General features: G+C 69.0%; 19 protein-coding genes. 9 read left to right on the top strand and 10 right to left on the bottom strand.

All coding sequences use genetic code 11. The features are described 5' to 3' along the window. Positions 1-101: 101 nt before the first annotated feature. Together DJ018_RS13090 and DJ018_RS13085 are read right to left on the bottom strand one after the other, a co-directional pair. Complete coding sequence (locus tag DJ018_RS13090; RefSeq protein ID WP_111515408.1) at positions 102-1,829, bottom strand: DEAD/DEAH box helicase; 1,728 nt, start codon at positions 1,827-1,829, stop codon at positions 102-104. A 118-nt stretch (positions 1,830-1,947) separates the two neighbouring features. After that, positions 1,948-2,958, bottom strand: a complete 1,011-nt coding sequence (locus tag DJ018_RS13085) for a TIM44-like domain-containing protein (protein WP_111515407.1) — start codon at positions 2,956-2,958, stop codon at positions 1,948-1,950. Between the two features lie 269 nt (positions 2,959-3,227). On the opposite strand from DJ018_RS13085, the gene DJ018_RS13080 reads away from it, so the two are divergent. Then, a complete protein-coding gene (locus DJ018_RS13080; protein WP_111515406.1) occupies positions 3,228-4,607 on the top strand; it encodes a TonB-dependent receptor in 1,380 nt (459 codons plus the stop codon). 17 nt (positions 4,608-4,624) lie between these two features. Next, entirely contained in the window at positions 4,625-5,032 is a 408-nt protein-coding gene (locus DJ018_RS13075; protein WP_111515405.1) for a group III truncated hemoglobin, read from the top strand. Here DJ018_RS13075 and fghA read toward each other — a convergent pair. After that, a complete protein-coding gene (fghA, locus tag DJ018_RS13070; RefSeq protein ID WP_111515404.1) occupies positions 5,029-5,865 on the bottom strand; it encodes an S-formylglutathione hydrolase in 837 nt (278 codons plus the stop codon). The genes DJ018_RS13075 and fghA overlap by 4 nt on opposite strands. Then, positions 5,865-6,974, bottom strand: coding sequence for an S-(hydroxymethyl)glutathione dehydrogenase/class III alcohol dehydrogenase (locus DJ018_RS13065; RefSeq protein WP_111515403.1), 1,110 nt, complete (start codon positions 6,972-6,974; stop codon positions 5,865-5,867). Before DJ018_RS13065 ends, fghA begins: the two co-directional genes overlap by 1 nt. Positions 6,975-7,080: 106 nt before the next feature. On the opposite strand from DJ018_RS13065, the gene DJ018_RS13060 reads away from it, so the two are divergent. Next, complete coding sequence (locus DJ018_RS13060) at positions 7,081-7,338, top strand: hypothetical protein (RefSeq protein ID WP_111515402.1); 258 nt, start codon at positions 7,081-7,083, stop codon at positions 7,336-7,338. A 145-nt stretch (positions 7,339-7,483) separates the two neighbouring features. Continuing rightward, positions 7,484-7,924 (top strand): hypothetical protein, encoded by a 441-nt coding sequence (locus DJ018_RS13055; protein ID WP_111515401.1) that lies wholly within the window; start codon positions 7,484-7,486, stop codon positions 7,922-7,924. A 63-nt stretch (positions 7,925-7,987) separates the two neighbouring features. Here DJ018_RS13055 and DJ018_RS13050 read toward each other — a convergent pair whose 3' ends face one another. Next, positions 7,988-9,427 carry an MFS transporter gene (locus tag DJ018_RS13050; RefSeq protein ID WP_111515400.1) on the bottom strand — a complete coding sequence of 480 codons (1,440 nt, stop codon included), beginning with the start codon at positions 9,425-9,427 and terminating at the stop codon, positions 7,988-7,990. A gap of 79 nt (positions 9,428-9,506) precedes the next feature. On the opposite strand from DJ018_RS13050, the gene DJ018_RS13045 reads away from it, so the two are divergent. Next, positions 9,507-9,737: a sulfurtransferase TusA family protein gene (locus DJ018_RS13045; protein ID WP_111515399.1), complete on the top strand. Its 231-nt coding sequence runs from the start codon at positions 9,507-9,509 to the stop codon at positions 9,735-9,737. Here DJ018_RS13045 and DJ018_RS13040 read toward each other — a convergent pair. Beyond that, positions 9,712-10,647, bottom strand: a complete 936-nt coding sequence (locus DJ018_RS13040) for a YihY/virulence factor BrkB family protein (RefSeq protein ID WP_240609547.1) — start codon at positions 10,645-10,647, stop codon at positions 9,712-9,714. The two genes, DJ018_RS13045 and DJ018_RS13040, sit on opposite strands and share 26 nt — an antisense overlap. A 256-nt stretch (positions 10,648-10,903) precedes the next feature. Here DJ018_RS13040 and DJ018_RS13035 point away from each other — a divergent pair, with 256 nt between their 5' ends. The 3 genes from DJ018_RS13035 (at position 10,904) to DJ018_RS13025 (ending at position 14,023) form a co-directional block, all read left to right on the top strand. Continuing rightward, the gene (locus DJ018_RS13035) at positions 10,904-12,046 is read left to right on the top strand and encodes a hypothetical protein (RefSeq protein ID WP_133254286.1); all 1,143 of its coding nucleotides are present in this window, start codon (positions 10,904-10,906) and stop codon (positions 12,044-12,046) included. Between the two features lie 124 nt (positions 12,047-12,170). Then, positions 12,171-13,499 (top strand): diguanylate cyclase domain-containing protein, encoded by a 1,329-nt coding sequence (locus DJ018_RS13030; protein WP_111515397.1) that lies wholly within the window; start codon positions 12,171-12,173, stop codon positions 13,497-13,499. After that, the gene (locus DJ018_RS13025; RefSeq protein WP_111515396.1) at positions 13,499-14,023 is read left to right on the top strand and encodes a CcdC protein domain-containing protein; all 525 of its coding nucleotides are present in this window, start codon (positions 13,499-13,501) and stop codon (positions 14,021-14,023) included. Before DJ018_RS13030 ends, DJ018_RS13025 begins: the two co-directional genes overlap by 1 nt. On the opposite strand, the gene mfd is transcribed toward DJ018_RS13025, so the two are convergent. Next, positions 14,020-17,469 (bottom strand): transcription-repair coupling factor, encoded by a 3,450-nt coding sequence (mfd, locus tag DJ018_RS13020; RefSeq protein WP_111515740.1) that lies wholly within the window; start codon positions 17,467-17,469, stop codon positions 14,020-14,022. The genes DJ018_RS13025 and mfd overlap by 4 nt on opposite strands. A 28-nt stretch (positions 17,470-17,497) precedes the next feature. After that, positions 17,498-17,788 (bottom strand): FAD assembly factor SdhE, encoded by a 291-nt coding sequence (locus tag DJ018_RS13015; protein WP_111515395.1) that lies wholly within the window; start codon positions 17,786-17,788, stop codon positions 17,498-17,500. Between the two features lie 74 nt (positions 17,789-17,862). On the opposite strand from DJ018_RS13015, the gene recG reads away from it, so the two are divergent. Further along, positions 17,863-19,941, top strand: coding sequence for an ATP-dependent DNA helicase RecG (gene recG, locus DJ018_RS13010; RefSeq protein ID WP_111515394.1), 2,079 nt, complete (start codon positions 17,863-17,865; stop codon positions 19,939-19,941). Positions 19,942-19,988: 47 nt separating this feature from the next. On the opposite strand, the gene DJ018_RS19215 is transcribed toward recG, so the two are convergent. Both DJ018_RS19215 and DJ018_RS13005 read right to left on the bottom strand, forming a co-directional pair. Continuing rightward, a complete protein-coding gene (locus DJ018_RS19215) occupies positions 19,989-20,156 on the bottom strand; it encodes a hypothetical protein (RefSeq protein WP_165842916.1) in 168 nt (55 codons plus the stop codon). Between the two features lie 75 nt (positions 20,157-20,231). Next, the gene (locus DJ018_RS13005; RefSeq protein ID WP_111515393.1) at positions 20,232-21,341 is read right to left on the bottom strand and encodes a DUF3089 domain-containing protein; all 1,110 of its coding nucleotides are present in this window, start codon (positions 21,339-21,341) and stop codon (positions 20,232-20,234) included. Between the last annotated feature and the right edge of the window lie 2 nt (positions 21,342-21,343).

Below are 21,343 nucleotides of genomic sequence, written 5' to 3'. Positions count from 1 at the left end.
TCATCGACTCTCGCGCCGGTTGCACTCGGCACGAGAACCGCGGCTTATAGGCGAGATGAGCCGGCCGCAACCCTGGCGCGGCTCACAACGAGCCCCTCACCTTAACGTGGAGCGCGCGGCCCTCGCGGCTTGGCGCCCTTCGGCGGACCACGACGCGGCGGACCGCTAGGACGCCCGCCCGGACGCCCACGCGGGGCGGCCGCGGGACGAGGACCGGGCGCGCCGGCCGCTTCGATCCGCACATCGCCTTCGCTCGCGGAGGCGATCGCCTTGCGGAAGCGCGGCTCGACGTCCGGATGGATCTCGAACTTGGTCTCGCGGTCGAAGATTCGGATTTCGCCGATGTCCTTCTTGGTCACGTGGCCCAGGCGGCAAATAAGCGGGACCAGCCACTTGGGATCGGCGTTCTGGCCGCGGCCGACGGGCAGCCGGAACCAGATGCCTTCAGCTTCACCTTCGGGACGCTGGTACGCCTCACGCGTGCGCTCGCGACGTTCCGGCCGTTCGGGACGCGCGCCGCGACCGTCGTCCAGCAGCTCTTCCGGCTCGGGCAGCCGGGCGCGGTAGAGGCGGACCAGGGCGGCGGCGACCTGCTCGGGCGTGCGGCCTTCCAGTAGCCGCTCAGCCAGCACGAGATCCTCGGGCGTCGGCGTTTCGGCGAACAGCGGGTCGGCGAGCATGCGCTGCTGGTCCTGCTGCCGGATCTCGTCGGCGGTGGGCGGACCCGACCATTCGGCCTGCACGCCGGCTGAAGCCAGCAGCTGCTCAGCCTTACGGCGACGCGTGTACGGCACCAGCAGGCAGGAGACCCCCTTCTTGCCCGCACGGCCGGTCCGGCCGGATCGGTGAAGCAAGGTCGCCTTGTTCACGGGCAGCTCGGCGTGGATGACGAGGCCCAGGTCAGGCAGGTCGATGCCGCGGGCGGCGACGTCCGTGGCCACGCAGGCGCGGGCATGACCATCGCGCAGGGCCTGAAGGGCGTCCGAGCGTTCCTTCTGGGACAACTCGCCTGAGAGCTGGACGGCCGAGAAGCCGCGCTCACGCAGCGCGCCGTAAAGGTGGCGCACGCTTTCACGGGTCGAGCAGAAGATCAGGGCGCCCGGCGCTTCGAAGTAGCGCAGGATGTTGACGACGGCGTTCTCGATCTCGTTCGGGGCGACCCGAACGGCGCGATATTCGATGTCGCCGTGCGGGGTGTCGCGCCGGATGGTGTCGATGCGCACGGCGTCACGCTGGTAGCGCTTCGCCAGGGTCGCGATGTCCTTGGCGATAGTGGCCGAGAACAGGAAGGTGCGGCGGCTGTCAGGCGTGGTGTCGAGGATCCCCTCGAGGTCCTCACGGAAGCCGAGGTCGAGCATCTCGTCCGCCTCGTCCAGAACGACAACGCGCAGGGCGGACAGATCGAGGTTGCCGCGCTCCAGGTGGTCACGCAGGCGGCCGGGGGTGCCGACCACGATGTGGGCGCCGGAGGCCAGAGCCCGCTGCTCGCGGCGGGCGTCCATGCCGCCCACGCAGGTGACGATACGTGCGCCGGAGTCGGCATAGAGCCAGCCGAACTCGCGGGCGACCTGCAGGGCCAGTTCGCGTGTCGGCGCGATCACCAAGGCCAGCGGAGTTTCAGCGTGGCCGAACCGTTCGGCCTCGCCCAGCAAGGCGCCGGCCGCAGCTAGGCCGAAGGCAACAGTCTTGCCCGACCCAGTCTGGGCGGAAACAAGCAGGTCGTGCCCGTCGCCCGCCTCGAGAACGGCGGCCTGAACGGGGGTAGGTTCGCGATAGCCCTGGGTCTCGAGAGCGCGGGCCAGCGCGGGGTGGGTCGTCGGAAACGGCATCAAAGGTCCTTGTTCGCCCGAAACGCGGGCGGGGCGCCTTGGATCTAAGGCCGCCCCATAAAAGCGAGCCCGGCCTCGCGGCCGGGCTCATCGATCACTGATCCTAACAGAAAAAGCCTCAAGCGTCCTGCAGCGCCGAGAGCTTCCAGTCCTCGCCCGGGCGACGGGTGAAGGTCCAGATCTCGGTGACCAGCTGCGGGTTATAGGCGTCGCCTTCGACCACCGTGCCCGTCTGGATGTCGCGGGTCACGTCGATAATCTCATACTGAAGGGCCGCGCTGGCGTACTCCACCTCGCCTTCGCGCCAGGCTTCGGCCACGTCGGCCTGCACCAGACGGATGCCGGAGAGCTCGTTGCGACGCCCTTTGGTGGCGTTCTCGCTCAGCTGTTCGGCCAAGTAGCCCATGACTTCAGGCGTGGTCCGTTCGCGCAGGGCGCCGAAGTCGGCCCGGCCGTAGGCGGTCTGCACCTCGTTCAACAGGCGCTCGAAGGCGTCGCGGTCGGTGTTGGTGACGGCGATCTCCACCGGGCTGGGGGGCACGGCCGTGCTCGCGCCGCCAAATCCGCCGAAGCCGCCGGTGCTGGCGGGGCGCGCACCCGAGTGGCTGTCGGGAGCCTCAAAGCGATTGGCGAAGGGAGACGCGCCCTGACCGGCCATGGCGGGCTGCTGCTGCTGGCGGCGACGGAACAGCCGCATCAGCAACATCACGCCCAGCACCACGACGCCGATCTGGATCAGGGTGGCGAACAAGGCGCCTGCGCCTGCGCCGAAACCGTTCCCGAGCATCGCGCCCAGGAGGCCGCCCACAAGCAGGCCGCCCAGGATGCCGCCCATCATGCCGCCGCGGCGCTGAGGCTGAACCGCGCCGGGCTGGCCGGCGGTCTGCGCCCGTGCGCCGGGCTGTTGCGCGCCAGGCTGCTGCGCGCCGGGAGGCCGCGCGGCCATGGACCGTTCGATCGGCGCAGCTTGCGTCGGCGCCGTTCGGGTCGCCGGCGGAGCCTGCCAGGTGCGCGCGCCGCGGCTGCCGAAACCGCCGCGCGGACGCGCATCGGCCGCGTCCAGAGCGCCAAAGGAAAACACCGCCATGGCGGCGGTCAGCAAGGCGGCTTTCTTGAAAGGTTGGTTCATCGAGTCACTCCCTGCCCCACCATGTAGTGCGCCGCCGTCCGGATTGCTCCCCCATGTGGCAACTTCATCTTTCGGTAACCCTCGACGGGCCAATGCCCTCGCCCTCCGGGTGAACTGTGCTAGGACAAAGCGGGCTTTCGAGCCGGCGACAGTTGGGGACGATGGGGATCAGCCGCGGATCATCGCGATCTGGACTGACCGCCGCGGCTTTAGGCTGGGGCGGGGCGCTGGCGCTCGCGTCGAGCGCTGCCGACGCCCAGCAGGTTCTCATGCACAACGAGCTCGCCCAGGTGGCCGTGGACGCCTACACGGCGCCGGCGACCCTGGGTGGTCGGGCTCAGGTAGGCCTGAAGCTCGGCCCCGTGGATGCCTCGCTCAAGGCGGCCATGGAGCGCGGCGGCGGCGGACTGGTCCCGGCCGCTGAAGCGTGGTCGGCGGTGAACCGCCCGGCGGAGTGGACTGGCGACGAGGTTGAGCTGGGCGCGGTCTGGGCGCCCAGGCCGGACGCGAAGGTCACTCTGGATGCGGGCGATCGTGCCCGCCAGACCCTGCATTATGGAAGCCCGCTGGCTAACGGCGCCGACGACCGGATGGTCACCGACCAGGCTCAGTTCGTCCGTTTGAATGCGGCGACCAAGCCGGCCCAGAACTTGGAAGTTCGCGTCGGCGGCGAAGCGACCAAGACCTTGCTGGAAAGCCAGAGCGTCGACGCTTCGGACGCCCCGGCGACGGCGCTCTGGACCGAGGTTCGCCGGCTGTTCGCCGGCTTCACCTGGAAGCCCGCACCGAAAGTGACGGTGGAAGCCGGCCAATCGGTTCAGAGCCTGGGGGTGGCGTGGCGGGGCGCCGGCGAGGCCGAGGCGGAGAACGCCTATGTGACGCCGCAGGTGGCGGTCACCATCACGCCCTGGACCAACGGCAAGTGGCGGCTGGCCGCCGAGGAAGCCGTCTCGCCGCTGAACCCGTCCCAGTTCGCCAGCTATGCGCAGTTGGGCGGCTCGGCCGCCGGGCCGACGCTTGAGCCAGATCAAGGCTGGCGGTACGCGGTGCGCTACGAGCAGAAGCTGCCTCTAGGCATGAGCGTGGCGGCTGGGCTCCTGAACTGGCGCCTGAACAGCATCACCGAGCTCGGGCCGGTCGGCGGCGGCGAGGCGCCGGTGAGCGCTGGCGAAGCCGAGAAGCGCAAGCTCGACATCAATCTTTCCACGCCCCTGGAGCCGATGGGCCTGCAAGGCGCGAGCCTGTCGGGCCAGTTCGTCTGGCAATGGAGCGAGGTGGCCGATCCCTTCACTGGCCTTCAGCGGTCAGTTTCTGGCGAGTCGCCCTACCAGGCGCAGCTGAAGCTGGCGGGAGACGTCTATGGGCGGGATCTCAGCTGGCGGCTGACTGCCCAGGCGAGCGGCCCGCAGAGCATCTTCCAGATGGCTCAGGTGACCACCTTGTCCTCGACGGCGGGCCTGGGCGGCGCCCTCACCTATGGCGCAGGCCCCGTGCGGGTGAGCCTGGAGCTGGACAACATGTTGGGCGGCGCTCGCACGGTCACCGAGGTGCAGTTCGCCGGCTCTCGGGCGGACGGCGCGCCCACGGGCGTGAACCGGCGCAAGGACGAAGCGCGCGCGGTGCGGATCGCTCTAAAGCGCCGGCTCTGATCGCCTATATTGCGGTCATGCGCTCCGCGAACCTGATCGCCCAGCCCGCCGAAGGCTTAAGCCGTGAAAGCATCGGGCAGCTGGTCCGCACCTTCTACGGGAAGGCGCGGTTGGATCCGCACATCGGCCCGGTGTTCGAGGCGGCGGTGGACGACTGGGAGCACCACCTCGAACATCTGACCGACTTCTGGAGCATGGTGGTGCTGCGTGACGGCCGCTTTCGCGGCAGTCCCATGGCCGCCCACGCGCGCCAGCCGATCCGGCCGGAGATGTTCGACACCTGGCTGGGCCTTTGGCGGCAGAGCGCGCGCGAGGTGTTCGCGCCCGCCGTCGCCGACGAGTTCATCCGCCGGGCGGAACGGATCGCCGAGAGCTTCAAGCTCGGCCTGTTCTTCCGCCCGGAGGACGAGGCGCCCCAGCCTTAGCCCAGACGCTCGGCGTGCCAGCGCAGGTGATCTTCCATGAAGGTCGAGACGAAGTAGTAGCTGTGATCGTAGCCCGGCTGCAGGCGCAAGGTGAGCGGCACGCCCGCCTTCTCGCACGCCTCTCGGAGCAGCTCCGGCTTCAGCTGGCCCGCCATGAACTGGTCGGCGTCGCCCTGGTCCACCAAGATCTCATCCACCCGCGCCCCGTCTTCCAGGAGGGTGGTGGCGTCGTGGCGGCGCCACGCCTGATAGTCGGCGCCTAGATAGCCCGACAGCGCCTTCTCCCCCCACACGCAACGGGTGGCGGAGGCGATAGGCGCAAAGGCCGACACGCTGCTCCAGCGGCCAGGGTTCTTGAGCGCCAGAGTAAGAGCGCCATGTCCGCCCATGGAGTGCCCGGTGATCGCCTGGCGCGTCATGTCGGCGGGAAATTGCTCGGCAACCAGCGCCGGCAGCTCCTCGGTGACATAGCTCTCCATCCGGTAGTTGGCGGCGAAGGGGGGCTGGGTGGCGTCCAAGTAGAAGCCAGCGCCCAGGCCAAAGTCATAGGCGCCCTCGGGATCGTCCGGCACGCCAGGGCCACGCGGGCTGGTGTCGGGGGCGACAAAGATCAGGCCGAGCTCTGCGCAGACGCGCTGGAACTGTCCTTTTTCCGTGACATTGGCATGGGTGCAGGTCAGCCCGGACAGGTACCAGATCACGGGACGAGGCCCCTGCTCCGCCTGCGGCGGCACGAACACGCTGAAGACCATGTCCGTGCCGGTCTCGCGGCTGGCGTGGCGATAGACGCCTTGCGTCCCGCCGAAGGCCTTGGTGGTGGAGAGGGTCTCCATCAGTAGATGACCACTGAGCGGATGCTCTCGCCCTTGTGCATCAGGTCGAACGCTTCGTTGATGCGCTCCAGAGGCAGGCGGTGGGTGATCATCGGGTCGATCTCGATCTTCCCGTCCATGTACCAGTCGACGATCTTGGGCGTGTCGGTGCGTCCGCGGGCGCCGCCGAAAGCCGTGCCGCGCCACACTCGACCGGTGACCAGCTGGAAGGGCCGCGTGGCGATCTCCTTGCCCGCCTCGGCCACCCCAATGATGACGCTTTCGCCCCAGCCCCGATGGCAGGCCTCCAGCGCTTGGCGCATCACCGTCGTGTTGCCGGTGGCGTCGAAGGTGTAGTCCGCGCCGCCGTCCGTCAGGGCGACCAGGTGCTGGACGATGTCGCCATCGATGGCCTTGGGGTTGACGAAGTGAGTCATGCCGAAGCGGCGGCCCCACTCTTCGCGGTCCGGGTTAATGTCGACGCCGACGATCATGTTCGCGCCCACAAGCTTCAGGCCTTGGATGACGTTCAGGCCGATCCCGCCCAGGCCGAAGACAATGCAGTTGGCGCCCGGCTCCACATGCGCCGTGTTGACCACGGCGCCGACGCCCGTGGTGACGCCGCAACCCACGTAGCAGGCGGTGTCGAAGGGCGCGTCCTTTCGGATCTTGGCCACCGCAATCTCGGGCAGAACCGTGTAGTTCGAAAAGGTCGAGCAGCCCATGTAGTGGTAGATGGGCTGGCCCTTGTAGCTGAAGCGGCTGGTGCCGTCCGGCATCAGGCCCTTGCCCTGGGTGGCCCGGATCGCCGTGCAGAGGTTGGTCTTGCGCGAAAGGCAGCTTTTGCACTGCCGGCACTCGGGCGTGTAGAGCGGGATGACGTGATCGCCCACGGCGACGCTGGTCACGCCCGGCCCCACTTCCACCACCACGCCCGCGCCTTCGTGCCCGAGGATCGAAGGGAAGATCCCTTCGCTGTCGAAGCCTTCCAGGGTGTAGGCGTCGGTGTGGCAGATCCCCGTCGCCTTGATCTCCACGAGCACCTCGCCGGCGCGGGGTCCCTCAAGGTCCACCTCGACAATCTCCAGCGGCTTCTTGGCCTCGAAGGCGACGGCGGCGCGGGTCTTCATGGGACGCTCCTTGGGGATTTACGAGTCGCGGACCATTCCCCATGCGCGGCCTGAAAGAAAGGGCTTGACATCCGCAACGGGCGGCCGGGTCCGGCGTTGAGATGACATGTACGATCCACACGACATCGGCCCCGAAGAACGCAGCATCCTGCAGGCGGCGCTGGAAGCCCCGCTCGTGGATCGCGATCCCACAACTGTCGCCCTGTGCCTGCGGCTCTGCGGACGAAGGCTTCTGCAGCGGGCCGGCATGGCCGCGCAGGCCAATGGCTGGCATGGTTCGCCGCACGCCTTCGTGCTGACCCGCGAAGGTTGGGCGTACCTGAAGGCCGAGCGGCGGCACGCGCCGGTCCGGCGCGCCGGCTAAGCGGCCGAAATCCGATCCTTTGATCGGTCTGGCGGCTGCTCTGTTTCAGCCGATCACATTTTCGGAACCGCGATCTCCCGCACCGGTTAGCGATCCGACGCCTGACGCAACGCAGGCGCGAAGACAGACCTCGAGGGAGACCTTCATGATCACCAAGACCTGGCGCTCTGCGCTGCTCGTCAGCGCATCCGCCCTGGCTGCATCCAGCCTGCTCGTCGCCTGCAACCGCGGCGCTGACACGACCGCCACCGACACCGCGGCCACCACGGGCGCGGCGACCGACACCACGGGCACCGCGGGCGGCGCCATGACCGGCACCGGCGCTGACGCCACGGGCACCGGCGCGGCCGGCACCATGGGCTCCACGGGCGCGACCGGCACCACCGGCGACATGTCCGGCACCGGCGCGGCCGGCACCGGCGGCTCCACCGGCACCATGGGCACGGGCGGTACGACCGGAACCACGGGCTCGACGGGGACCACCGGCACGACTGGCACCACCGGCTCTACGGGCGCGACCGGCACGACCGGCGGCGCAGGCACCTCGGGCGGAGCTGGCGGCGCGGGCGGTGGCGCGGGCGGCTAAGCCGTCTCAGACGCTGACAGGAATGGCGGGCCGGTCGCAAGACCGGCCCGTTTTCGTTTCTGGCTAGTCAGCCATGGACAGCGGCCGGGCCACCATCTCCAGCGGGCGCCGCTCGGCCTTGACGCCAAACACAAGCGCCACCCCCGCAGCGGCCAGCATCAGGCCGCCCCCCAGCAGGTAGCCGGCGAAGATCTGGCTCCGCTCTCCCGATTGCACCAGGGCTCCGAAAAGCGCCGGACCGGCCACCCCGCCCAGCAGGGTACCGATGGCGTAGAACAGCGAGATGGTCACCGCCCGCGTCTCCAGCGGGAAGAGCTCCCCGACGGTCAGGTAGGCCGCGCTGGCCGCCGCCGAGGCGAAGAAGAAGATCACGGTCCAGGCCAGCGTCTGGGTCTGGGCGGTCAGCAGGTTCTGGGCGAACAGCCAGCCCGTCAGGCAGAGCAGAATGCCGGAGGCCGCATAGGTGGCGGCGATCATCCGCTTGCGGCCGATGCTGTCGAAGAAGCGGCCAAGCACGAGCGGGCCGGCGAAGTTGCCAAGGGCGAACGGCAGGATGAACCAGCCGACGTTCTGCGGCGCGATCCCGTAGAAGCGCGTCAGCATCAGGGCGTAGGTGAAGAAGATGGCGTTGTAGCAGAAAGCCTGCGCCGCCATCAGGACCAGTCCCAGCGTCGTCCGCTTTGGATGCGTCAGGGCCAGGCTGACGAACACCTCCGACCACGACGCGCCGCGGCGGCTGATCAGCTTCACCTTCGGCAAGGGTTCGAACAGGGCAGGCAAGGCGCAGTGACGTTCGATGCCGCGTTCGATTTCGCGCACCACGCGCTCGGCTTCCTCCGGCCGCCCGTGGGTCATCAGCCAGCGGGGGCTCTCCGGAACGAAGCGGCGCAGGAACACCACGATGATGGCCAGCAGGCCGCCGACTACGAAAGCCAGCCGCCAGCCCCAGGCCTGTGGAATGATGTTAGGATCGAGCACCACCACGGAGCCCAGAGCGCCGAGCGCCGCGCCCACCCAGAAGGTGCCGTTGACCGCCAGGTCCGTGTAGCCGCGCCGGCGCGCCGGCACGAGCTCCTGGATCGCCGAGTTGATCGCCCCGTACTCGCCGCCGATTCCGGCGCCCGTCAGGAAGCGGAACAGCAGAAAGGACCAAAGATCCCAGGAGAAGCCGGACGCCACCGTGGCGGCGCCATAGACCAGCACGGTGATGGTGAAGAGCTTGCGCCGACCGAACCGGTCTGTCAGCCGCCCGAACAGCAGCGCGCCCACCACGGCGCCCAGCACATAGGCGCTGCCGGCAAGGCCGATCTGCGCCTCAGTGAGCCGCAAGCCCGCCGTGCCGGAGATCGCCGGCGCGAGGCTGCCGACAAGGGTGACTTCCAGTCCGTCGAGGATCCAGGTCACGCCGAGGGCGGCGACGACGAGCCAGTGGAAGCGGCTGAACGGCAGGCGATCGAGCCTGGCCGGAACATCGGTCGTGAAAGCCTCCCCCGGCTGAGCCATGCACCCTTCCCTTCCCTAGCTGGGCCAGAACCTGCAATGCCAAGCTTGGGTTCCCAGCCTGCCTGTCGTATGGCGCCGCATGGCCGCTGAAGAGATCCTGGTCGACGCCCGCGGGCACCGCTGCCCCGTCCCAACCCTGCGCCTGCGCCGTGCGCTGGAGGACGCTCCGGCCGGCGCGTGCGTGCGGCTGATGGCGGACGATCCGCTGGCTCGGATCGACGTGCCCCACTTCGCCGCCAGCGTCGGGGCGGAGATCGTCGAGCGGCATGAAGCGGACGGCGCGCTCACCTTCGTGGTGAGGAAACCCTAGGCCGCCGACCGGCGGACCTGGGCCCGGCGCGCGAGGTCCGGCGGAAGCTGCTGCGGACCGGCAGATAGCCCAGTGCGAGCTCGACTTCCGTCGCCAGGGCGCCGCCGAAGAAGATGGCGTTCACGTTCCAAGACAGCCAGATCAAAAAGATCACGACCGTGGCGATGGAGCCGTAGGTGGCGCCCAAGTGCGCGATCTGCTGGACGTAGAAGGCGATCGCCCAGGAGGCTGACAGGCACAGGAGCGCCCCGGCCATGCCGCCAATCAACGAAGCGCGCCAGATCACCGGCCGGCTCGACATGGCGAAGCGGTAGATGCAGGCCAAGCCCAGGACCATGCTCGCGCTGGCCCAGGTCCATTCACTGTAGAGCCAGGATGCGCCCCGCAGCGGGCGCAGGTTGAACGCTTCGCCCATGACCCGCAGGCTGAAGAAGGCTGTCGAAACCAGGGCCAGTCCTGCGAAGGTGGCGATCAGCACGCCCAGCGCCATCAGGTTGAAGCCGAGGAAGCCTCGGGGCTCGTCCTCGTCGTGGATGAAGGACAGGCCCGCGAGCAGCGCCTTGAACCCGCGATGGGCGGCGTACATCCCAATCACGGCGGCAAGGCCACTCTGGGTCGACAGGGCCCGGTAAGGCGTCTCGGCCAGCCGCAGCAGTTCGTTGCGGAAGATCTCACGCGCACCCACCGGCATCAGGCGGGCGAGCGCCTCGCCTTCCAGGGTCGCGCGAGCGGGATCAGCCACCAGGCTGTAGACGGCGATCAGGATCGCCAGCGCGGGGAAGATGGCGAGCATCACGAAGAAGGACGCCCCGCCGGTGTAGAGCATCACGTCCCGTCCCCACAGGCGCGTCAGCGAGCGCCCGAGGATCTGCAGACCGATGCGCAGCCAGTGGAGGGGATCCCAATCCACCTCGCGCAGCCGCTCCGTGCGTGGCCGGAATCTCATCGGGCGGAAGGTGCGGAAGGCGAACCGCCCTTGCAAGGGCCAATGGCGCAGGCCCAAATGGAAACGGCGCGCCACCTGGGAGGGTGGCGCGCCGCCGATGGGCGTGTCGTTCCATCAGATTGGCCGCCGCTTCGAGGGACGGGAGAGCGCGACGTCCAACCTCGATGCAATTTGGGATTCTGCGGCTGAACCGATGCTGAACAAGGCTTTCAGGAAAGTCATGGCTGTCCTGAGCGGCCTTGCAGCCTTGGCGGCAGCCGTGTCCGGAGCCGCTCAGGCGCAGACCGCGGCCCAAGCTGCGCGGTTGGATCAACTGGCTCGCTACGCGGTCGAGACCCCATTCTGCGCGCGCTTGGGTTTCCAGGTCGAGCCTCATCCAGAGCCGCTGTTCGACAGCGGCTTCAAGCGCGAAGCCGTCCGCAGCGGCATGTACTTCGCCACGGCCGAGCGGGGGTTCGACAAAGCCGTCCAGCGGCATGCAGACGCCCTGCCCCGCCGGTTGGCGCAGGCGCAGGCCGAGTCTTCTGCCGCGCTCGCGGCGCTGCTCGCCAGCCAGGGCGAGCTTTGCAGCGCCGCCGCCGCCGATCCCATTTTCGCTCGCATCGTGAAGCAGCCGGCTGGCTACGAAGCTGGGCCTGCGGTTGCGCAGCTGTCGGCGGAACTCCTGGCGAGACCTTCGGAGCGTTGCGCCTTCAGCCGCCCGCCTATGGTCCTGCTCGAGGAGGGAGATCCACACCAGCCGGGCAGCCGATGGCTTCAGGTTTGGGAGGTCCCCGACACGCCAGTGCTCTGGTCGCAAGCCGATCCTGACGGATACCAGGCGTTCCGGGCGGCCGTGGCGCGCCACGTGGATGACCCTGACCCTCTGCGCCGCCTGGCGGAAGCGGGCGGTGATGCGCAGCACAGGGCGAACAACGCCAGGGTCGCGGCCTCGGCGGTCGAGTGGATCCGCCCCGCCCGCTGCCTTCAGAAGCTGCTGCAGCTCTCTCAGCACGAGCGCATCGACACCTTCACCGCCCCGACGGAATTCGCGGCGTTCATCCTCCGCTCGCCGGACAAGGGCCAGCTGCGGATCTACGCCTATACGGTGAACCAGGACGGCATCGGCCGGATGGACCCGCTGACCGACCCAGTGATTGCCGCCCGCAAAGAAGGTTGGGAGGTGTTGGCCGGGTTACATAACCATGCGTTCCATCCGGGCCGCCCGGCCTTGAACGGCCCGCTGGCGCCCAGTCTGCCTGACGCCCAATTCAACAGCCGCTTTGCGGAGGACACCGGCATGCAGTCCGCGTGGATCACCAATGGCCTGCATACGGTGGAGATCCCCGCATCCGCCTTCCCGCTCTTCGAACAGGATCGCTGACAGCTGGGCAAACTCTGCCGCGGCGCTGCGTCTCTGTCGCAACCACAAGGCGGCCCAGCTAATCTCACCCTTCGCCCGCGCGTGATTCCGTGCTTAGGACTTCGGGGCTTTTGGGATGGGGTTGATGGCGGCAGGCGTCCAGGCGCGGGTCTTGATCGTTGCGCGCGACGACGTCCTCGCGGGTCCGCTCGCCGAAGGGCTCGACCGGCTCGGCTGGCGCACCGTGACGGCGCGCGGCCCCTACGCCGCTATGGCGGCTCTTGCGGACCTTGGGATCGAAGCGGCTATCGTCGACCTGTCGGGCGGCGAGGAGATGGCCGCTCTAGCGCGCCGGCTGAAGGAAGCCTGCGCGCCGCGTCGTCTGCCTGTGGTCGCGATCGGCCAGCCCGACGCCTCCGCCGGTGCGCAGGACTTCGATCTGACGATGGCGCCGCCGCTGCATCCGTCCCAGGCGGTGATGCGGCTGGAAAGCCTGGTTCGTCTCGCCGTCTCCGAGGAAGAGTTCGAACTTCGGCTTGAGACCTTCGCGGATCGCGGTCGCCGACTCGATCTGCCGGAGGCGGACACCAGCCCGCTGCGCGTTCTGGCGATCGGCGAGCCCGCGCCCCAGTTCCTGGCCTTCTCCAACGCTCTGGCGCGGAATGGCGCCGAGGTGGTGGGCGCCTTCACCGCCTACACCGCTTTCGACTACCTGCACGAGCGGACGTTCGACGCCGTTGTGCTGTGGGCTGGCGAGAACCCGCAGGAAGCGCTGTCGATCGCATCCGGCCTGCGGCGCAACACGCGCCTCTACCATACGCCTGCGCTGCTCTACATGGCGCAGGGCTCCTACGTGACGACGGCGGAAGCCTATAACCGGGGCGTGTCGGACGTGGCGTCGCTGGACGTGCCGGAGACCGAGACGGCCGGCCGGGTTCTGGAGCTGGCCCGCAACTTCCGCCGCCAGAGCGCCGTGCGCCAGGCGCTGGAGAAGGCGCGCAGTTCGGGCCTGATGGACGCGGCCACCGGCCTCTTCACACGGGATCTCTTCGCGTTGCATCTGGCGCGGCTGGCCCAGGCTTCCCGCGTCCGCAATCGGCCGCTGTCCGTGTGCGTCCTCAAGGTCTCGGAACGTCCGGCGGTGACGGCGGCGCGGGCCGGCGGATGGCTCGACCGAGCGATCCCGCAGATCGGATCGATGATCGGGCGTCTGGTGCGAGTGGAAGACACCGCCGCACGCTTGGGTCCGGAAGTGTTCGCCCTCGCCCTGCCTGCCACGCCCGTGGGCGCCGCCCGCGCGGCCGGCGAGCGGATCGCGGCGGTGATCGGCTGCACGGCGTTCGACGCCGGCGAAGGCAAGACACCCTTCGTTGTGGAGTTCGACATCGGCGTGGCGGAAGTGCCTTCCGCGGAGGCGGCGGGCCGCGCGCTGGAAGCCGCCGCTTCGGAGGCGCAGAGGAAGAAGGCCAGCTGATGGACCAGACCTACGGTTCGGCCGCGGGGCCTTGGCCCTACCTGATCCCACTGGTCATCATCGCCCTGGCCCTCCTGCGGAACGCCCGGTCCCGGCGCCTGCGGGTAGAGCGGCTGTGGGTCGGTCCGGTGCTGATCCTGCTGGCCGCCGCGCTGGCGATCACCCACACGCCTTCGCCCGGGTTCGTCACCTTCACCGCCTGGAGCCTGGCGTTCATCGCAGGCTCGGCGCTCGGCTGGTGGCGCGGACGCTTTACGCACATCACCGTCGACGCCGAAACGCACGCCCTGACGAGCCGAACCTCGCCGCTCGGATTGCTGCTGATCCTCGCGGTGTTCGCGATCCGCGCGCTGCTTCGCGGCGCCCTGGCAGACAACGCCGCCAGCCTGCACGTCAGCCTCGCGGAAATCTCCGACGGGTTCCTGCTGTTCGCCGTGGGGGTGGTCTGCACCCATCGGCTGGAGATCGCCCTGCGGGCCACGCGTCTCCTGAAGGAAGCGCGCGCCGCCCGCAGCGCCGCCTAAGCCGCCAGCTTCGCCAGCTCGTTCAGGACCTTCTCGGCGGCGTTGAGACGCTGTTCCGGTGTGTCCCACTCGCCCTTTACCACGACCTTGTGGTCGGGCCGCAGTTTCCAGGCCACCTGGTTCTTGCCCACGAACTGGACGAGCCCCATCGGATTCTTGAACTCGTCGCCCCGGAAGGTGACGACGGCGCCCTTGGGCCCCACGTCGATCTTGGCGACGTTCGCCTGGCGGCACAGGCCCTTGATGGCGACGACCTTCAGCAGCTGGCCCGCCTCCGGCGGCAGCGGCCCGAACCGGTCGATCAGTTCGGCGGCCAGGGCTTCGCGGTCCTGCACCTTCTCGGCTTCCGACAGGCGGCGATAGAGCGCCAGGCGCACGTTGAGGTCCGGCACGTACTCTTCGGGGATCAGCACGGCGGCGCCGGTGTTGATCTGCGGAGACCAGCCGCGGTCGTCGAAGGCCGAGCCGCCGGTGCGGGTCTTCAGCTCGTTGACCGCGTCCTCCAGCATCTGCTGGTAAAGCTCGACCCCGATCTCCTTGATGTGGCCGGACTGCTCGTCCCCAAGCAGGTTGCCGCCGCCGCGGATGTCCAGGTCGTGGCTGGCCAGCTGGAAGCCGGCGCCCAGGCTGTCGAGGGACTGCAGCACCTTCAGGCGCTTTTCGGCCGACAGGGTGATCTGCTTCTCGGCCGGCGTGGTCAGGTAGGCGTAGGCGCGCGCCTTGGAGCGCCCCACCCGCCCGCGCAGCTGATAGAGCTGGGCCAGGCCGAACATGTCGGCGCGGTGGATGATCATGGTGTTGGCGCTTGGGATATCGAGGCCGCTCTCCACGATCGTGGTCGATAGAAGCACGTCGTACTGGCCGTCGTAGAAGGCCGTCATGACCTCCTCGAGCTGGGTCGCCGACATCTGGCCGTGGCCGACCACGAACTTGATCTCCGGCACCTGCTCCCTAAGGAAACGCTCCAAGTCCGGCAGGTCGCTGAGGCGCGGCGCCACGTAGTAGGCCTGACCGCCGCGGTACTTTTCGCGCAGCAGGGCCTCGCGGATGACTACCGGATCGTACGGCGTGATGTAGGTCCGCACCGCCAGGCGATCGACCGGCGGGGTGGCGATGATCGACATCTCGCGGATGCCCGACAGCGACATCTGCAGGGTGCGCGGGATCGGCGTCGCAGTCAGGGTCAGCATGTGCACGTCGGCGCGAAGCTCCTTGAGCTTCTCCTTGTGCTTGACCCCGAAGTGCTGCTCCTCGTCGACGATGACGAGGCCAAGGTTGCTGAACTGCACCTGGCTGGAAAGCACCGCGTGAGTGCCGACCACGATCTCGAACTCGCCCTTCTTGAGCCCCTCGCGGGTCTCGGCGGCTTCCTTGGCGGGCACCAGGCGCGACAGACGGCGGACCTTCACCGGCCAGCCCTCGAAGCGCTCCTTGAAGGTCTTGTAGTGCTGACGGGCGAGCAAGGTGGTCGGGGCGGCCACCACCACCTGCTGACCGCTCATGGCGACCACGAAGGCTGCGCGCAGGGCGACTTCGGTCTTGCCGAAGCCGACGTCGCCGCAGATCAGGCGGTCCATCGGCTTGCCGGCGCCCAGGTCCTCCAGCACGTCGCCGATGGCGTTGAGCTGGTCGTCCGTCTCCTCGTACGGGAAGCGGGCGCAGAACTCTTCGAACACCCCATGCGGCGGCGTGACGGAGTCCGTGGACTTCATCATCCGCTCGGCCGCGATGCGGATTAGGCCTTCGGCCATCTCGCGCAGGCGCTGCTTGGCCCGGGCCTTGCGCGACTGCCAAGCGGCCCCGCCGAGCTTGTCGAGCTGAACGCCCTCGTTGTCCGCGCCGTAGCGGGTCAAAAGGTCGATGTTCTCGACCGGCAGGTAGAGCTTGGCCTCGCCGCCGTACTGCAGCTCGAGCGTGTCGTGCGGGGCGCCCTGGACCTCAAGCGTCTTGAGGCCGTCGTAGCGACCGATGCCGTGATCGATGTGGACCACCAGGTCGCCAGGGGTCAGCGAGGACGCCTCGGCCAGGAAGTTGGACGCGCGGCGGCGCTTCTTCGGGCGCGCCAGGCGATCGCCCAGGATGTCGGTCTCGGAAATGACCGCCAGGTTCTCGGTCTCGAACCCGTTGTCGAGCGGCAGGACCACCCGCTGCGGGACCTTCGGGTCCGCGGCCTTGGCGGCGTCCCAGTAGGGGGCGAACGGGATGTTCTTGAGGCCGTGATCGGCCAGCATCGAGCCCAGGCGGTCGGACGAGCCCTCCGACCAGGAGGCGAACAGCACGCGTTTGCCGCTCGCCGCCAGCGCCTTGGCATGGTCGGCAGTGGCCTCAAACAGGTTGATGCTGTCGCGCTGGCGCTCCGGCGCGAAGTTGCGGCCCTGGCTGGCGCCCATGTCGATAGAGACGCCGGTCTCCGCCTCCTTGAAGCCTGAGAACCAGCGGGTCGGACGACTGGCGAGCAGGCGGTCCTGCTCCGCGGGGGTGAGATAGAGGCGCTCGGGGGGAAGCGGCCGGTACTGGGCCTTGCGATCCGCCTGGTCGCGGCTGTCGAAGGCGTCTTCGATCATCGCCAGGCGCTCTTCCCGCGCTTTCGGCGCCAGGTGGTCGAGCGCCACCAGGGCGTCGGCCGGCAGGTAGTCGAACAAGGTCGCCATCTGCGGGTAAAACAGCGGCAGCCAGTGCTCCATGCCCGCCCGGCGGCCGCCTTCGGACACCGTGGCATAGAGCGGATCGTCGCCCGGAGCGCCGAAGGTCTCCAGATACCCGGTGCGGAAGCGCGAGATGGCGTCCTTGTCCAGCAGCGCCTCGCTGACCGGCAGCAGGGTCACGTCCTTCAGCTGCTTGGTGGAGCGCTGTGTCTCGGGATCAAAGGCGCGAATGGACTCCAAGGTGTCGCCGAAGAGGTCCAGGCGGACTGGCTCGTCGGCGCTGGGCGGGAAGACGTCGATGACGCCGCCGCGGATCGCGAATTCGCCGCGCTCCGACACGGTCGACGCCCGCTGATAGCCGTTGACCGCGAAGTAGCGCTCGAGGTCGGCGATCTCGACCACGTTGCCCACGCGCGCCGAATAGGTGGCGTCGGCGATGGCGCTCTTGGGCGGCACGCGCTGGAGCATCGCCGGCACCGAGGTCACGATCAGCACCGGCTTTTTCGGATCGAAGCCTTGGCACAGGCGCGACAGGGTGGTCATCCGCTGAGCGGCGACCCCCGCCGACGGCCCGATGCGGTCGTACGGCAGGCAGTCCCAGGCCGGGAACACCACCACCTCGACCTGGCTCGCGAAGAAGCGGAAGGCGTCGGCGAAGGCCGAAAGGCGCGTCCCGTCACGGGCCACAAACACCGACACGCCTTTGCGGGCGCGGACGATGTCGGCCATGACCAGGGCGTCGAACCCCTCCGGCGCGCCAACCAGATCCAGCCGGCCGGGATCTTCGGCCACCCGCCGCATCTGGGCGGGCGTGACCGGACGCGAGCCGTCAGCCGCCATTGTTGTCGCCCCGGGCTTCATGAGCATCCCAGCGGAACTGCTTGATGCGGTTCATGATCTCATGATCGTGCTCGGGCGGGGTCGGCTCGCGGCCGATGATCCAGGCGTAGAGATCCTGGTCGGGGACCTCCAGCAGGTGCTCGAAGGTGTCGAGCTCCTCTTCGCTGAAACTCGCCACATGTTGATCCGCGAACGGCCCGAGGATCAGGTCCGCTTCCCGGAAGCCCCGGCGCCAGGCGCGGAACTTCAGCTTCTTTAGCCGTGCGTCGTTGGTGCTCATGGAGAGGCGCGGATATAGAGCGCGGGGCTGCGATGCGCCAGTGAGCTCCCGCGCGATCTTGCTATGTTCCGGCCATGCGGCCCGAGATTCTATTCCCGCTCTTCGCGCCGGTGACCTCGCTGAAGGGGGTGGGACCGCGTGTGGCGCCCCTGCTGGAGAAACTGGCGGGCCCCGTCGTGCGCGACGTGCTGTTCCTGAAGCCGCACACGGTGATCCGGCGCACGCCCGCCACCATCTCCACCGCACTCGACGGCGAGGTGATGACCTTCGAAGTCACCGTGGAGAGTTTCCAGAAGCCCCGCGTCCACACCCAGCCCTGGCGGATGCGGGTGTTCGACCAGACCGGCTTCATGACCCTGGTGTTCTTCGGAAGCTTCGGCTCGCAGCTGGAGCAGCGCCATCCGGTGAACAGCCAGCGCATCATCTCGGGAAAGGTCGAGAACCAGGGCTCGTTCGGCTGGCAGATGGTCCACCCGGACTACATGGTCGAGCCCGGCAAGGCCGGCGACATCCCCGAGGTGGAGCCCGTCTATCCGGCGACCGCCGGCCTGCCGCCGCGCACCGTGCGCAAGTTCGTCGTTGAGGCCCTGTCCCGCGCGCCGGAGATGCCGGAATGGCAGGACCGCGCCTGGTTGGAGCGCGAGCGCTTCCCGAGTTGGCGCGAAGCCCTGGAGCGCCTTCATGGACCGCAGGGTGAGGCGGACCTGGGGCTGCAGTCGCCGCACGCGCGGCGGCTGGCCTTCGATGAGCTGCTGGCCCACCAGCTCGCCATGGCGCAGCGCAAGGCGGAACGTCGGCGCGAGCCGGCCGCGCGTATCGGACCAAGCGAGCTCGCCGAGAAGATTCGCGCCGACCTGCCCTTCGCCTTCACCGGGGCGCAGGAGCGCGCGCTGACGGACATCCGCCGCGACCTAGGCGCTGGCGAGCGGATGAGCCGCCTGGTGCAGGGCGATGTCGGCTCCGGCAAGACGGTGGTCGCGATGTGCGCCATGGCCGACGTCGCAGCGGCAGGCGGCCAAACGGCCCTGATGGCCCCCACGGAGATCCTGGCGCGGCAACACTACGAGACGATCGCAGCCCCACTCGCCGCTCATGGCGTCGGCGTGATCCTGCTCACCGGCCGTGACAAGGGGGCGGCGCGAGCTGAGAAGCTGCGGGCGCTGGCGTCAGGCGCCGTGCAGGTCGCGGTGGGCACCCATGCCCTGTTCCAGGACGACGTGGCCTTCCACCGCCTGGAGATGGCCGTGGTGGACGAGCAGCATCGCTTCGGCGTCGCCGAGCGCCAGCGGCTGCAGGCCAAGGGCGAGGCCGTGCACTTCCTGGCCATGTCGGCCACCCCGATCCCGCGCACGCTGGAGCTGACGGTCTACGGCGATCTCGACGTCAGCCGCATCGACGAAAAGCCGCCGGGCCGCACGCCTGTCGCCACGCGCGCCATGCCCATGCCCAGGGTCGCCGAAGTGGAGACGCGTCTGCGCGAAGCGGTGGCCAGCGGCGCCCAGGCCTTCTGGATCTGCCCGCTGGTTTCGGAGTCCGAGGTCAGCGACCTGAAGGCGGCCGAGAAGCGCGCCGGGGAGCTGAAGAGCACCATCGGCCCCAGCGTCGGGCTGGTGCACGGCAAGATGACGCCTGCCGCGAAGGACGCGGTGATGGCCGAGTTCGCCGAAGGCCGTCTGTCCGTGCTGGTCGCCACCACGGTCGTGGAAGTCGGCGTCAATGTCCCCAACGCCACCATCATGGTCATCGAGCAGGCGGAGCGTTTCGGGCTGGCCCAACTGCACCAGCTGCGCGGACGCGTTGGGCGCGGGCGCCGGGAGAGCGCCTGCGTTCTTCTCTACGATCCGCCGCTATCGGAAACGGCCCAGAAGCGTCTCGACATCCTCCGCCGCACGGACGACGGCTTCCTGATCGCCGAGACGGACCTGGAACTGCGTGGCGGCGGCGACGCCCTGGGCCTGCGCCAGTCCGGCTTCCCAGACTACGTCTTCACCGATCCGATCGCGCACCGGGACCTCATCGCGGCGGCGGGCGATGACGCGCGGCTGATCATCGGAAGGGACCCCGAACTCGCCTCGGAACGCGGCCTGGCGCTGCGCGTGCTTCAGGAGCTGTTCGACTGGAAAGCCGGCATGGCGCTCAAGGACGCCGGCTGACTATCGAGGTGGAGCTTAGCTCCTGGCGGGCTTCGCGCCCGCCCCGTTCAGGTCTTACCGTTCAGGTCGGGCCGCGAGGCCAGAAAGGCGGCGCGTTCAGCGGGGCTGAGCACCTTTGCCGTCTTGCGCCGCGCCACCTTGGGCGTCGGGCGGGCGTAGACTCCAGGCTCGGCGGCGGGCTTCAGGTCCGAGAGCCTCTTGGGGGGCGGCTTCATGTGGATCTCTCCAGGCGTCGCGACTCCCCGCGACGGCCCCACTATTCCACAATCCAGCGCCGCTCGCGTGCGCTGTCAGGGCGCAGGGGTCGCTAGGCTCGCCAGCCGGGCCCGGGCGTCCGCCTCAAGGTCGGCGTAGAACAGGTTGTAGCCAGGGACTTTTCGGCGATCGGCCCAGCCGCCGGTCCGCTTCAATGAGGCCGATTTGGGCGCGGTCACATGCAGAAGCCCTCGCTGGCAGCGGGCGGAGACCTGGCGAGCCATGAACGCCGGCCGCGCGTCCCACTCGAGGCCCGTGGCGTTGGCGGCGCCCATGTGCAGGCGAGCCGGCGCGGGCGCGTCAGTGACGGCGCCCAGGATCGGGTTGAAGCAAAGGGCCGACCGTCCGTTGAGGTTCACCAGGTCTCCTGCCGGCGACCAGACCAGGGCGCGGTTGAGCAGGGCGCTTGCGCCCTCGATCTGGCCGTCGAAGACGCTGGCCCACGCAGCCACACAGCCCGCCTGGCCCTTACGCACACAGGGCGGCAGCGGAAGGCTGTCAGCCGGCGTCACCGTCTCGATCAGATAGGCGGCCACCAGGCGGCTGCGAAGCTGGGGATCGGCGGCGATCTCTTCCAGCAGCCGGGCGCCCAGCGTGCCGCCCTGCTCCACCCCCACCAGGATGAAAGGCCGGCCCATGTTGTAGCGGCCGACATATTCGCGGAATGACCGCTGGACGTCCCCGTAGGCGAACTTGCGCGCTTCACGGGCGTCCTCGCGCAGGGTCAGAAGGCTGTAGAGGCTGGCCTGCCGATAGCGCGGCGTGAAGATCCGGCCGACGCGCACGAAAGGCCCGGCGTAGTTGGGCGCCATCACCTCGCGGAACAGACGCTCGGTCTTGGGATCGCCCGCCGGCGCATTCCACTCGTCGCCGCCGTCGTACATGGTGGGCGCGATGAAGAAGACGTCCGCGCGCGGCGTCGCTTCCGTAATGGTCGCAGGCTCGGTGGGCAGCAGCGCCCAGCCGGCCCGCGCGTCATAGTCCGGCGCGGGCGGCGGCTCGTAGGTCTGGAACGGCTCCTTGGGATCCAGCGCATTGCGCACCAGATCGCCCCAGTAGAGCCCCGTGCCGACACCCAGCAGCAGGAGCACGCCGATCGCGGCCACGGCCAGCCAACGGCGGGAGCGCGGCGCGACCTTGGCCATAC

Source organism: Phenylobacterium deserti (genome assembly GCF_003254705.1).
GTDB lineage: Bacteria > Pseudomonadota > Alphaproteobacteria > Caulobacterales > Caulobacteraceae > Phenylobacterium > Phenylobacterium deserti.
The sequence above is the reverse complement of the archived record's forward strand: the minus strand, read 5'-3'. Positions and strand labels throughout refer to the sequence as shown.

Coding starts and splice junctions, on each gene's coding strand:
- fghA (WP_111515404.1), bottom strand. CDS start 5,865: ATGGAGACCCTCTCCACCACCAAGGCCTTCGGCGGGACGCAAGGCGTC.
- DJ018_RS13035 (WP_133254286.1), top strand. CDS start 10,904: ATGGCTGTCCTGAGCGGCCTTGCAGCCTTGGCGGCAGCCGTGTCCGGA.
- DJ018_RS13005 (WP_111515393.1), bottom strand. CDS start 21,341: ATGGCCAAGGTCGCGCCGCGCTCCCGCCGTTGGCTGGCCGTGGCCGCG.
- DJ018_RS13060 (WP_111515402.1), top strand. CDS start 7,081: ATGTACGATCCACACGACATCGGCCCCGAAGAACGCAGCATCCTGCAG.
- DJ018_RS13090 (WP_111515408.1), bottom strand. CDS start 1,829: ATGCCGTTTCCGACGACCCACCCCGCGCTGGCCCGCGCTCTCGAGACC.
- DJ018_RS13030 (WP_111515397.1), top strand. CDS start 12,171: ATGGCGGCAGGCGTCCAGGCGCGGGTCTTGATCGTTGCGCGCGACGAC.
- recG (WP_111515394.1), top strand. CDS start 17,863: ATGCGGCCCGAGATTCTATTCCCGCTCTTCGCGCCGGTGACCTCGCTG.
- DJ018_RS13075 (WP_111515405.1), top strand. CDS start 4,625: ATGCGCTCCGCGAACCTGATCGCCCAGCCCGCCGAAGGCTTAAGCCGT.
- DJ018_RS13015 (WP_111515395.1), bottom strand. CDS start 17,788: ATGAGCACCAACGACGCACGGCTAAAGAAGCTGAAGTTCCGCGCCTGG.
- DJ018_RS13045 (WP_111515399.1), top strand. CDS start 9,507: ATGGCCGCTGAAGAGATCCTGGTCGACGCCCGCGGGCACCGCTGCCCC.
- DJ018_RS19215 (WP_165842916.1), bottom strand. CDS start 20,156: ATGAAGCCGCCCCCCAAGAGGCTCTCGGACCTGAAGCCCGCCGCCGAG.
- DJ018_RS13055 (WP_111515401.1), top strand. CDS start 7,484: ATGATCACCAAGACCTGGCGCTCTGCGCTGCTCGTCAGCGCATCCGCC.
- DJ018_RS13085 (WP_111515407.1), bottom strand. CDS start 2,958: ATGAACCAACCTTTCAAGAAAGCCGCCTTGCTGACCGCCGCCATGGCG.
- DJ018_RS13025 (WP_111515396.1), top strand. CDS start 13,499: ATGGACCAGACCTACGGTTCGGCCGCGGGGCCTTGGCCCTACCTGATC.
- mfd (WP_111515740.1), bottom strand. CDS start 17,469: ATGCGGCGGGTGGCCGAAGATCCCGGCCGGCTGGATCTGGTTGGCGCG.
- DJ018_RS13080 (WP_111515406.1), top strand. CDS start 3,228: ATGCACAACGAGCTCGCCCAGGTGGCCGTGGACGCCTACACGGCGCCG.
- DJ018_RS13065 (WP_111515403.1), bottom strand. CDS start 6,974: ATGAAGACCCGCGCCGCCGTCGCCTTCGAGGCCAAGAAGCCGCTGGAG.
- DJ018_RS13050 (WP_111515400.1), bottom strand. CDS start 9,427: ATGGCTCAGCCGGGGGAGGCTTTCACGACCGATGTTCCGGCCAGGCTC.